The following is an 11828-nucleotide window of genomic DNA, read 5'->3' on the forward strand; positions in this document are numbered from 1 at the left end:
GGACGCGGCCCCGGATCCGACCGGGACCGCGACGGGCGGCGCAGAGCGTCGCCGTGCGGTGCACGGATGGCGCCGAGTGGTCCCGGGGCCCGGGTGCCGCCCCGGGACCACCCCGCCCGCGGTCAGCGCGCGTGCACGCCGTTCGTCGCAGGCGGCGGGGTGGGGGCGTGCGCGGTGGCGGTGGCGGTGGGCCGGGCGGCGTCGGTGGCGGCGGCGGGGCGGGACAACGCGGTGGCGGTGGCGCGCCGAGTGCCGCCCGGCGCGGCCGTTAGGATCGGCCCCCTGATGACTGCCACCCTCGTCGCCAAGGACCTCGCCGCCGGCCACGGCGAGCGCTCGCTGTTCACCGGACTGGACCTCGTCGTGGCCCCCGGGGACGTGATCGGGCTGGTCGGCGCCAACGGCGCGGGCAAGTCCACCCTGCTCAGGATGCTCGCCGGGCTGACCGTGCCGGAGCAGGGCGGGATCACGCTGTCCCCGCCGACCGCGACCGTCGGGCACCTTCCCCAGGAGCCCGAGCGCCGGCCGGGGGAGACGGTGAGGCAGTTCCTCGCCCGCCGCACCGGGGTCGCCGAGGCGCAGCGGGTGATGGACGAGGCCACGCAGGCGCTCGTCGACGGGGCGCCGGGCGCGGACGACGCGTACGCCGCCGCCCTGGAGCGGTGGCTCGGGCTCGGCGGGGCGGACCTCGACGAGCGGGCGGAGCAGGTCGTCGACTCCCTCGGCCTGGCGGTCGGCCTCGACCAGCCGATGACGTCGCTGTCCGGCGGCCAGGCGGCCCGCGCGGGCCTCGCCTCCCTGCTGCTGTCGCGCTACGACGTCTTCCTGCTCGACGAGCCGACCAACGACCTCGACCTCGACGGCCTGGAGCGCCTGGAGCGGTTCGTCACCGGGCTGCGCGCCGCCACCGTCGTCGTCAGCCACGACCGCGAGTTCCTCACCCGCACGGTCAACCGCGTCCTCGAGATCGACCTCGCCCAGCAGCAGGTGAACCTCTACGGCGGCGGCTACGCGGCCTACCTGGAGGAGCGGGAGGTGGCCCGCCGGCACGCCCGCGACGACTACGAGGAGTACGCCGACAAGCGGGCGGCGCTCCAGGAGCGCGCGCGGACGCAGCGTGCCTGGATGGACAAGGGCGTGAAGAACGCCCGGCGCAAGGCGGGCGGCGACAACGACAAGATCGGCCGCAAGTTCCGCACCGAGGCGAGTGAGAAGCAGGCCGCGAAGGTCCGGCAGACACAGCGCATGATCGAGCGCCTCGACAACGTCGAGGAGCCCCGCAAGGAGTGGGAGCTGCGCATGGAGATCGCGGCGGCGCCGCGCTCCGGCGCGGTCGTCGCGACGCTGCGGGACGCGGAGGTCCGGCGCGGCGGCTTCGTGCTCGGCCCGGTGTCCCTGCAGATCGACTGGGCGGACCGGGTGGCGGTCACCGGCGCCAACGGCGCGGGGAAGTCGACCCTGCTGGCCCTGCTGCTCGGCCGGGTCGCACCGGCCGCCGGGCACGCCGCCCTGGGCTCGGGCGTCCTCGTCGGCGAGGTCGACCAGGCACGCGGGCTCTTCCACGGCCCGGAGACGCTGCTGGACGCGTTCTGCGCCGCGGTGCCGGACACCGAGCCGGTGGAGGTGCGCACCCTGCTGGCCAAGTTCGGCCTGAAGTCCGCCCATGTGCTGCGCCCGGCCGCGACCCTCTCGCCGGGTGAACGCACCCGTGCCGCCCTCGCCCTGCTCCAGGGCAGGGGCGTCAACCTCCTAGTCCTGGACGAGCCGACCAACCACCTGGACCTGCCCGCGATCGAGCAGCTCGAGTCGGCCCTCGACGCCTACGGGGGCACGCTGCTGCTGGTCACCCACGACCGCCGCATGCTGGAGGCGGTCCGTGTGACACGCCGCCTGGAGGTGGCGGACGGCAAGGTGACCGAGCGCTAGCGGACCGACGGGTCGTGAGGCCGTGGACGGTGCCGGGCCCGGCGCGTCGCAGAACGGCTCCGGGGCCGTCCGCGAGCCCGTTCGGCTCCGGTGCGGTGCGTGACGCCGTGAGCCCGTACGGCTCCGGGGCGGCCCGGACGCTGCGAACCCGTACGGCAGCGCCGGCCCTGCGCTCGCCCCGTTCAGGCAAGGACGCGCCGGGCCCGGACCCGCGTGCCGTGAGCGGCGAGCGGGTCCGGCCCCGGCCGCCTCAGCGCCGGCCCTTCTTCGGATCGAGCAGGCCCGCGCGGCGCAGCGCGTCGGCCATGGCGCTGTTGGCCGGCGCAGGCGCCTGCCGCGAGCCACCGCCGCCACCTCCACTGCCGCCGCGGCCCTGGCGCTGCTGCGGCGGACGTCCGCCGCGTCGGCGCCGGTCGGCGCCCGCGTCCGGCCCGGCCTGTGGGGCGGCCTCGTCGTCCAGGCGCAGGGTGAGGGAGATCCGCTTGCGTGGGATGTCGACGTCGAGCACCTTCACCTTGACGATGTCGCCGGGCTTGACCACGTCGCGCGGGTCCTTCACGAACGTCTTCGACAGGGCCGAGACGTGCACCAGGCCGTCCTGGTGGACGCCGACGTCCACGAAGGCGCCGAACGCGGCGACGTTGGTGACGACACCCTCCAGGACCATTCCTGCGGACAGGTCGGAGATCTTCTCGACGCCCTCCTTGAAGGTGGCGGTCCGGAAAGCGGGCCGCGGGTCGCGCCCGGGCTTCTCCAGCTCCTTGAGGATGTCGGTGACGGTGGGCAGACCGAAGGTGTCGTCCACGAAGTCGGCCGGCCTGAGCGAGCGCAGCACCGGCGTGTTCCCGACGAGGGAGGCGACCTGCTCACCGGTGGTCTTCACCATGCGGCGCACGACGGGGTAGGCCTCGGGGTGCACGCTGGAGGCGTCCAGCGGGTCGTCGCCGCCGCGGATCCTGAGGAAGCCCGCGCACTGCTCGAACGCCTTCGGGCCGAGCCGCGGGACCTTCTTCAGCTCCGACCGGGACGTGAACGGCCCGTTCGCGTCCCGGTGCGCCACGATGTTCTCGGCCAGTGACGAGGTGATGCCCGACACGCGGGACAGCAGCGGCACCGAGGCCGTGTTGACGTCCACGCCGACGCCGTTCACACAGTCCTCGACCACGGCGTCCAGCGAGCGGGACAGCTTCACCTCGGACAGGTCGTGCTGGTACTGGCCGACACCGATGGACTTGGGGTCGATCTTCACCAGCTCGGCCAGCGGGTCCTGCAGCCGACGCGCGATGGAGACCGCGCCGCGCAGCGACACGTCCATGTCCGGCAGCTCCCGGGAGGCGTAGGCGGACGCGGAGTACACCGAGGCGCCGGCCTCCGACACCATCACCTTGGTGAGCTTCAGCTCCGGGTGCCTGGCGATGAGCTCGGCGGCGAGCCTGTCGGTCTCGCGGGAGGCGGTGCCGTTGCCGATGGCGACCAGCTCGACGGCGTGCTCCCCGGCCAGGCGGGCCAGCTTGGCGATCGCCTCGTCCCACTTGTTGGCCGGGACGTGCGGGTACACGACGTCCGTGGCGACGACCTTGCCGGTCGCGTCGACCACGGCCACCTTCACGCCGGTGCGGAAACCGGGGTCCAGGCCCAGCGTCGCGCGGGTGCCCGCCGGCGCCGCGAGCAGCAGGTCCCGCAGGTTCGCCGCGAACACGTTCACCGCCTCGTCCTCGGCCGCCGTGCGCAGCCTCAGCCGCAGGTCGATGCCGAGGTGGACGAGGATGCGGGTGCGCCAGGCCCAGCGGACCGTGTCCAGCAGCCACTTGTCGGCGGCGCGGCCGCGGTTGGCGATGCCGAAGCGGTGCGCCACGATCCCCTCGTACGAGGACGGCCCGTCCACGGGCTCCTCCGGCTCCAGGACGAGGTCCAGCACCTCCTCCTTCTCGCCGCGCAGCACCGCCAGGATCCGGTGCGAGGGCAGCTCGGTGAACGGCTCGGCGAAGTCGAAGTAGTCGGCGAACTTGGCGCCCGCCTCCTCCTTGCCCTCCCGCACCTTCGCGGCCAGCCGCCCGCGCACCCACATGCGCTCGCGCAGCTCGCCGATCAGGTCGGCGTCCTCCGAGAACCGCTCGGTGAGGATCGCCCGGGCGCCGTCGAGCGCCGCCTGCGGATCGGCGACGCCCTTGTCCGGGTCGACGAAGGCGGCCGCCGCGGCGAGCGGCTCGACCGCCGGGTCCACGAGGAGGCCCTCGGCCAGCGGCTCCAGGCCCGCCTCCCGGGCGATCTGCGCCTTCGTCCGCCGCTTCGGCTTGAACGGCAGGTAGACGTCCTCCAGGCGCGCCTTCGTCTCGGCGCCGCGGATCTGCGCCTCGAGCTCCGCGGTGAGCTTGCCCTGCTCGCGCACCGACTCCAGGACCGCCGTCCGCCGCTCCTCCAGCTCCCGCAGGTAGCGCAGCCGCTCCTCGATCGTGCGCAGCTGCGCGTCGTCGAGCATCTCGGTCGCTTCCTTGCGGTAACGGGCGATGAAGGGCACCGTCGAACCGCCGTCGAGCAGCTCCACGGCGGCCTTGACCTGCCGCTCCCGTACGCCGAGCTCCTCGGCGATCCTGCTTTCGATGGACCCTACGAGGGGTGTCGTCACGATCCCGTACCGCCTTCTCACTTCCGGTTGCGCGGCAATTGTGGCAGGCGGGACCGACAGGAGCGGACCAGGGCGGCTCCGGCGGGGCGGGAGCCCTGTCCACGGCCCTCCCGCCGCGTGTCGCCCCGCCGTGGTTCAGGCTCCGCGCGCCGAGGCCGGGGCTCCGCCGAAGATCCGGGCCAGGGCCGGGGCTCCGCCGAAGATCCGGGCCAGGACCAGGGCCAAAGCCAGGGCCTGGGACGGGAGCGTCACCACCGTGGCGACGGCTCCGCCGATCTGCCGCAGTGCGTCGGCGACGGGTCGGGACACTGCCGACTCCCTCCGTCGTCCGGCCGGTTGTGCCGGTGCGGAACGTTTCCCCCGCCCGCCGCGCCGCCTGCCCCGGGCCCAGGCACTGGCCCTGGCCCTGGCCCTGGGGCACTCTCCCGTGCCGCAGCCGTGCGATCGGCGCCGGGCGGGCCGTGCCGTGCGATCCGCGCCGTGCGGTCCGCGGCTCAGCGGAAGGTGTCGCACTGCGCCATGTCCCCGGTGCGGAACCCTCGGTCGAACCACTGCTGCCGCTGCTCGGCCGAGCCGTGGGTCCAGGTCTCGGGGTCCACCCGGCCCTGGAACCTCTCCTGTATGCGGTCGTCGCCGACGGCCGCCGCCGCGTCCAGCCCGTCCCGGATGTCGGCGTCCGTGAGGCTCGTGATCAGCGGCCTGCCCGTGGACTCGTCCGGGGCCGTGGTGGCGTGCCGTGCCCACACGCCCGCGTAGCAGTCGGCCTGCAGCTCCGTCCGGACCGAGGCGCTGTCGGCGCCGGTCCGCCCGTCCTGGGACCTCCCCAGCACCCCCGTGAGGTCCTGGACGTGGTGCCCGTACTCGTGCGCCACGACATAGGCCTGCGCGAAGGGCCCGCCGCTCGCCCCGAACTTCGTGCGCAACTCGTCGAAGAAGTCCAGGTCGAGGTAGACCTTGCGGTCGCCGGGGCAGTAGAACGGGCCGACGGCGGAGGTCGCGGTCCCGCACGCCGTCTCCCAGCGCCCGCTGAAGAACACCGTCGGCGCCTCGGCGTAGGCGCCCCGGCGGCGCCCGAGCTCCTCGCTCCAGTAGTCCTGCACGCTGTTGACCACCGCCACGATGCGGCAGTCCTCCCTGGTGTTGGCGTCCCTCCCGGTGCGGCAGGACTGCTGGACCTCGCCGGCGGAGGACGCGGCCGGCGCCGGATCCTCACCACCGGAGGACAGCCCCAGCTGACCGGGACCGATCCCGAGAACCAGTCCCACCACCAGGATCACCAGGCCGACGATGCCGCCGCCGATGGTGGCTCCGCCACCGGGAATGCGGCTGCCCCGCATGTCCTGCACCTCGCTGGTGTCCAGACCGGCGTCGTCGTCGAACTGCATCAGCGCCACCTTCGCGGTATGTCACGGCCAGATCGCTGCTCCGTCTACCCCGTCCGCGGGATTCCGGTCGTACGGGGTGCCACCGCCGCCGCGTCACCGGCTGTCGGCATCCGGCGTCCGCCGGGTGGACGCGGACGGTGTTCGAGGACTTCGAGACCCGGCGGGTCCGCACGGGTGAGGCGTCGGTCTTCGTCCGTCACGGCGGGCAGGGACCGCCCGTGGTGCTGTTGCACGGCCACCCCCGGACCTCCGCGACCTGGCACCGTGTCGCCGCGCTCCTCGCCCGGCGCGGCTTCACCCTGGTCTGCCCCGACCCGCGGGAACCGCACGCCGGCTTCGTCCCCCGGCGGCTCGGAGCCTCCGCGAGGCAGCCCCGCACCCATGAGACCGACCTCAGCGGCACTTTCCGTACCGCACCTACTCCACCCGCTCAGCGCGGAGCCGGCGCCGTCCACGTGAACTGCGGCTGCCTGCGCTCCAGGAAGGCGGCGACGCCCTCCGCGGTGTCCGCGTTGCCGCACGCCTGCCGCGCCCAGTGGGCGTCCCGGTCCGTGCGGCCGTCCGCGAACTCCTTCGCCGCGGCCTGCGTCAGCTGCGAGCGGGAGACCAGGACGCGCGTGAACTCCGCGACCCGCTCGCCGAGCCGGCCCTCGGGCAGCACCTCGTCGACCAGGCCGGCGGTGTGTGCCCGCTCGGCGCCGATCAACTCGCCGGAGAACAGCAGGTACTTGGCGGTGGCCGGACCCACCAGGGACACCAGCCGCCGGGTGGAGGAGGCCGGATAGACGATCCCGAGCTTCGCCGGTGTCACCCCGAACAGCGCGCCGGCCTCGGCGAACCGCAGATCGCAGGCCGCCGCGAGCTGCGCGCCGCCGCCCACGCAGTGCCCGCGCACCGCCGCCAGGGTCGGCTTGGGGAACGCGGCCAGCGCCTCCTCGGCCAGCACCGCGAGGCGCTGCGCCTCGCCGGGCGAGCCCTGGAGCGTCGAGATGTCGGCGCCGGCGCAGAACGTGGCACCCTCCCCGGTGAGCACCAGCGCCCGTACCCCCGGATCGGCGGCCAGGGACGCCAGCAGCGGCGGCAGCGCCCGCCACATGCCGGCCGTCATCGCGTTGCGCTTGGCCGGATGGTGGACGACGACGGTGGCGACCGAGTCGGTGACGTCGTGCAGCAGCTGCGGCTCCATGCGGCGGATGCTATCCGCCCGGCCGACCGTTTGATCAAGAAGGTGCGGGGGAGAGTTACGACACGGTGGCAAAAGGGGAGTCAGGACAAGAACAATGGCGAAGGGGACAGGCAGGAGGAGGCGCTGATGGTCGGCTTCACCAAGCGCCGGGACCGGAGCGAGACGGCGCAGATGCGGCGCAGCTTCGGCTGGCTGGCCCTGCTCGGCGCGGTCCTGGTGCTCGCCGGGGTCGTCGGGCTGGTGTACGCCGCCGCCGTCACCTTGACCTCGATGCTGCTGTTCGGCTGGCTGCTGCTGGTCGGCGGGCTGGTGGGGCTGCTGCACGCGGTGCAGGCGCGGGGCTCGAACTTCCTCTGGCTGGGCGTCATCGTCGCGGCCCTGAACCTCGCCGCGGGCGTGGTGGTCATCTGCAAACCCCACGCGACGGCCGAGGCGCTGACCATGTTCGCCGCCCTGCTCTTCCTCACCGCCGGCCTGTTCCGGCTGGTGGGGTCGATCATCGTGCGCGGCCCCCAGTTCGGCTGGACGCTCGTGCTGGGCGCCTTCGACCTGCTGCTGGGCGTGCTGGTCCTCGGCAACTGGCCGAACAGCAGCCAGTACGTCATCGGCTGCTTCATCTCCCTCGCGCTGCTGTTCGACGGGCTCGGTCTGATCGCCACCGGCACCGTCGGCCGGCGCATCGTCGGCATGGTCGCCGACCGGACGGCGTAGGGCCGGCGGCCGCGGGCCCCGCGCGTGGCACCGGCACCGTCAGCCTCCACCGCACTCCACCGCAACCCGTATCACCCGATGAGTTCCCGAACGCGGCGCGGGCGGGACAGGAGTGGTCCTTCCTGTGGCCGTGTCATGCGCAGCCGGTCGCAAAGCGCTCGAAACCAGCTGACTTGTGGTCACTGACGGGGTGGGGAGGGACGCGTTACCAACACTCGACGTGTGGTGACAGTCGAGCGCGAGGGTGGCGACCGGACGATGGAAGACCACGGGCGTGGGGACGGCCCGCGCCCAGAGCGCGGCGCGGGGGCACTTCGGCAGGACGGAACGCCCGGTCCGGCTCCCTACGAGGGAGTCTGGCGGTTCACCGCGCCCGCAGTCGACGCCTCGGTCCCGCAGGCCCGGCACGCGGTGCGGGACCTGCTGCGGCGGCAGGGGGTGCCGGCGTCCGACGACCTGGTGCACGGCCTGCTGCTGATCGTCTCCGAGCTGGTCACCAACGCCGTACGGCACGCGGCGCTGCTGTCGCCGATGCTCGCCGTGGAGGTCGCCGTCGGCGCCGAGTGGGTGCGGGTGGCCGTCGAGGACAACCATCCCTACCGCCCCACCGCCCTGGAGGCCGACCACGCCCGCACCGGGGGGCGGGGACTGCTCCTGGTGCGGGAGATCGCCGCGGAGGCGGGCGGGGTGTGCGACGTCGAGCACACGACGAGCGGCGGCAAGGTCATCTGGGTCGCCCTTCCGCTCGGGTACGCCCGGTGACGCCGCCCGCCGGGCAGGACACGGCCGGACTCACCAGCCGGCGGAGGGCCCCGTCAGCTCCCTGATCGCCGGCCGGGCGGCGTCCAGCACGGTGAGGAACCAGGTCGAGAAGGGGTCCCGGGCGTGCCGCTCGGCCAGCTCGGCCGCGGTCACGAACGCCGTGTCCCCGACCTCGTCGGCGTCGGGCCGCAGCGGGGACTGCACCAGACCGACGAAGAGGTGGTTGTACTCCTGCTCCACCAGACCCGACTCGGGGTCCGGGTGGTTGTAGCGGACCGTGCCCGCCTCGGCGAGCAGCGACGGGGAGACCCCCAGCTCCTCGTACGTCCGCCGGGCCGCCGCCGCGAACGGCGCCTCACCGGGATACGGGTGGCCGCAACAGGTGTTCGACCAAACGCCGGGGGAGTGGTACTTGCCCAGCGCCCGCTGCTGCAGCAGCAGCCGGCCGCGCTCGTCGAAGAGGAACACGGAGAAGGCGCGGTGCAGCTGTCCCGGCGGCTGGTGGGCGGCCAGCTTCTCCGCGGTGCCGACCGTCACACCGTTCTCGTCGACCAGTTCCAGCATGATCGTGTCAACGGTGCCGTTCGACGAGCTGTGCGTCGCGGTGGCAGGTGTGATCGGCATACCCATCCTTCGCATCGGTCCTCGAGCCACAAGTCTGCCGTACGAATCCGGCACTCCCGGCACTTCCCGGCAGACCCGCATGTCCCGCGCCGGACGCGGGGCGCGCGGCCGGGGCTCTCAGTGGCACAGGCGGGCCTCGTGCTCCGCATGGCCGCCCGGCTCCAGCTGGAAGGTGCAGTGTTCCACGTCGAAGTGGTCGCCGAGGCAGTGCTGCAGCTCGTGCAGCATCTTCTCGTGGCCGATGGCGTTCAGGACGTCGGAGCTGACCACCACGTGCGCCGACAGCACCGGCAGGCCGGAGGTGATCGTCCACGCGTGCAGGTCGTGCACGTCCTCGACGCCGTCCAGCCCCAGGATGTGGGCCCGTACCTCCGCCATGTCGATGTCCTTCGGGGCCGCCTCCAGCAGGACGTCCAGGGTCTCGCGCAGCAGCCTGACGGTACGCGGCACGATCATCAGACCGATGGCGAGGGAGGCGATCGGGTCGGCGGCCTGCCAGCCGGTGAACAGGATCACGGTCGCGGAGATCAGCACGGCCAGCGAGCCGAGCGTGTCCGCGGCCACCTCGACGAAGGCGCCGCGCACGTTCAGGCTCTCCTTCTGGCCGCGCATCAGCACCAGCAGCGAGACCGAGTTCGCGACCAGGCCGACCGCGCCGAAGACGATCATCAGGCCGCCGGCGGTCCCGGCCGGGGTGAGGAACCGCTGGACCGCCTCGACCAGCACGTATCCGCCGACGCCCAGCAGGAGCAGGCAGTTGCCCAGCGCGGCTAGGATCTCGGCACGCGCGTAGCCGAAGGTGCGGTTCCGGCTCGGCGGCCGGTTCGCGACGTGGATGGCGACCAGCGCCAGGCCGAGGCCCAGGGCGTCGGTCGCCATGTGCGCGGCGTCCGCGACGAGTGCGAGGGAGTCCGCCAGCACGCCGCCGACGATCTCCACCACCATCACGGTGAGGGTGATCGAGAGCGCGATGCGCAGGGGGCCGCGGTGGGCGGCGCCCGCCGTCCTGGTGGCGGTCGCGCCGTGCGCGTGCCCGTGGTCGTGACCGGCGCCCATGCGATGTGACCCTCCTGTGAGTCCTCCGGGACCACAGTGAACTACGGGCGGGACGGGTGCGGCAACGCGGCACTGAACACCGTTGTCATCTGCCGTGACCTGCGGAAACGAACGAGCGTCCCGATGTGTGCGAGCCCCGCAGGTCAGGGCGTGCTCACGGTCGTGCGCCGTGGTGCAGCAGCCAGCCCCGCCAGGCGGAGGAGACCATCTCGGGTACCCCGCGCCGGGCCCGCCACCCCAGCTCCGCCGCCGCCCGCTCCGCCGAGGCGACCGCGCGCGGCGCGTCCCCGGGGCGGCGCGCCTCGACCACCGGGGGCCGCCGGTCACCGGTCACCTCGCCAATGACCGAGATCAGCTCCCGCACCGAGACGCCCTCGCCGCGGCCGATGTTCAGGGTGAGGTCACCGGCCGCGCCGGTGTCGCCCAGGCGCCGCACGGCGGCCAGGTGGGCCTCGGCGAGGTCGGAGACGTGGATGTAGTCGCGGACACAGGTGCCGTCCGGCGTGGGGTAGTCGTCGCCGAAGACGCGGGGTGCCTCGCCGCGGGCGAGGCGGTCGAAGACCATCGGGACGATGTTGAACACGCCGGTGTCGGCGAGCTCGGGGGCGGACGCGCCGGCGACGTTGAAGTACCGCAGGCAGACGGTGGCGATGCCGTGCGCCCGGCCGGCCGCCCGCACCAGCCACTCCCCGGCGAGCTTGGTCTCGCCGTAGGGGTTCACCGGGGCGCAGGGGGTGTCCTCCGTGATGAGGTCCACGTCCGGGTTGCCGTAGACGGCGGCCGACGAGGAGAACACGAAGCGCCCGACGCCGGCTTCGGCCACGGCGTCGAGGAGGGTGGCGAGACCGCCCAGGTTCTCCTGGTAGTACCGGGTCGGCTGCGCGACCGACTCGGCGACCTGCTTGCGTGCGGCCAGATGCACGACGCCGGTCACCTCGTGCTCGGCGAGCACCCGCTTGAGCAGGCCGCCGTCCAGTGACGAGCCCTGGATCAGCGGTACGTCCTCCGGCAGGCGGGCCGCGCGCCCGGCCGACAGGTCGTCGAGCACGACGGCGCGCTCGCCGGCCTCGGCCATGACGTGCGCCACATGCGCCCCGATGTATCCGGCTCCGCCAGTGATCAGCCATGTCATGCCCGCCACCCTATGCCGCGGGTGCGGGCTCGGCGGTCATCGCGTCGTGCGGGCGGGTGGGGCGCGGGGTCGCGGCGTGCCTTTGCGCACCACGCGTGCGCCGCGCGCGACGCCTCGGGGCGGGTCGGGTGCGCGCCGCGCACGCCGCCTTTCTGGCGCCCCGCGTGCGCCGGGCGCCCCGCGTGCGCCGGGCGGCCCGCGCTCCGGGCGCCGTGCGCTCCGGGCGGCCCGCGCGTTCGGAGGCAGCTGATGCCACTCCCAGCGCGGGCCGCCCGCCCGAGGCCCCGGCGCGCCGGCCGGCCGGGCGGTCGTTGCCTGCGGGGCGCGCGGCGTGATGGCGGCGGGTCGGGTGGGTTGCGTGGTCCGGTGCTGCCGGGGTGCCGTCCGCGCCCACCCGTGCCGCCCCAGCGGCACGACTGC

Annotated in this window: 10 protein-coding genes and 1 pseudogene; 4 read left to right on the forward strand and 7 right to left on the reverse strand. The window is 73.9% G+C overall.

The window, feature by feature from the left end; all coding sequences use genetic code 11:
- Positions 1-285: 285 nt before the first annotated feature.
- Complete coding sequence (locus ABZ920_RS12950; protein ID WP_361502622.1) at positions 286-1926, forward strand: ABC-F family ATP-binding cassette domain-containing protein; 1641 nt, start codon at positions 286-288, stop codon at positions 1924-1926.
- A gap of 250 nt (positions 1927-2176) precedes the next feature.
- Here ABZ920_RS12950 and ABZ920_RS12955 read toward each other — a convergent pair whose 3' ends face one another.
- From ABZ920_RS12955 to ABZ920_RS12965, 3 genes are all read right to left on the reverse strand, one after another.
- Complete coding sequence (locus ABZ920_RS12955) at positions 2177-4552, reverse strand: Tex family protein (RefSeq protein WP_361502625.1); 2376 nt, start codon at positions 4550-4552, stop codon at positions 2177-2179.
- Positions 4553-4687: 135 nt separating this feature from the next.
- Positions 4688-4861 carry a hypothetical protein gene (locus ABZ920_RS12960; RefSeq protein WP_361502627.1) on the reverse strand — a complete coding sequence of 58 codons (174 nt, stop codon included), beginning with the start codon at positions 4859-4861 and terminating at the stop codon, positions 4688-4690.
- Between the two features lie 185 nt (positions 4862-5046).
- Positions 5047-5937 (reverse strand): neutral zinc metallopeptidase, encoded by an 891-nt coding sequence (locus tag ABZ920_RS12965; protein WP_361502630.1) that lies wholly within the window; start codon positions 5935-5937, stop codon positions 5047-5049.
- A 137-nt stretch (positions 5938-6074) separates the two neighbouring features.
- On the opposite strand from ABZ920_RS12965, the pseudogene ABZ920_RS12970 reads away from it, so the two are divergent.
- A pseudogene (locus tag ABZ920_RS12970) lies at positions 6075-6251 on the forward strand (alpha/beta hydrolase); the annotation flags it as partial.
- A gap of 116 nt (positions 6252-6367) precedes the next feature.
- On the opposite strand, the gene ABZ920_RS12975 reads toward ABZ920_RS12970, so the two are convergent.
- A complete protein-coding gene (locus ABZ920_RS12975) occupies positions 6368-7123 on the reverse strand; it encodes an enoyl-CoA hydratase/isomerase family protein (protein WP_361502633.1) in 756 nt (251 codons plus the stop codon).
- A gap of 126 nt (positions 7124-7249) precedes the next feature.
- Between ABZ920_RS12975 and ABZ920_RS12980 the strand changes: the two genes are divergently transcribed.
- Both ABZ920_RS12980 and ABZ920_RS12985 read left to right on the forward strand, forming a co-directional pair.
- A complete protein-coding gene (locus ABZ920_RS12980) occupies positions 7250-7834 on the forward strand; it encodes a DUF308 domain-containing protein (protein ID WP_361502636.1) in 585 nt (194 codons plus the stop codon).
- A 258-nt stretch (positions 7835-8092) separates the two neighbouring features.
- Positions 8093-8596 carry an ATP-binding protein gene (locus ABZ920_RS12985; RefSeq protein ID WP_361502708.1) on the forward strand — a complete coding sequence of 168 codons (504 nt, stop codon included), beginning with the start codon at positions 8093-8095 and terminating at the stop codon, positions 8594-8596.
- 30 nt (positions 8597-8626) lie between these two features.
- On the opposite strand, the gene idi is transcribed toward ABZ920_RS12985, so the two are convergent.
- From idi to galE, 3 genes are all read right to left on the reverse strand, one after another.
- A complete protein-coding gene (idi, locus tag ABZ920_RS12990; RefSeq protein ID WP_361502639.1) occupies positions 8627-9220 on the reverse strand; it encodes an isopentenyl-diphosphate Delta-isomerase in 594 nt (197 codons plus the stop codon).
- A 117-nt stretch (positions 9221-9337) separates the two neighbouring features.
- Positions 9338-10276 carry a cation diffusion facilitator family transporter gene (locus tag ABZ920_RS12995; protein WP_361502642.1) on the reverse strand — a complete coding sequence of 313 codons (939 nt, stop codon included), beginning with the start codon at positions 10274-10276 and terminating at the stop codon, positions 9338-9340.
- Positions 10277-10430: 154 nt separating this feature from the next.
- Positions 10431-11408, reverse strand: coding sequence for a UDP-glucose 4-epimerase GalE (gene galE / locus ABZ920_RS13000; RefSeq protein WP_361502644.1), 978 nt, complete (start codon positions 11406-11408; stop codon positions 10431-10433).
- Between the last annotated feature and the right edge of the window lie 420 nt (positions 11409-11828).

It is taken from the genome of Streptomyces sp. NPDC046831, assembly GCF_040645305.1.
Lineage (GTDB): Bacteria > Actinomycetota > Actinomycetes > Streptomycetales > Streptomycetaceae > Streptomyces.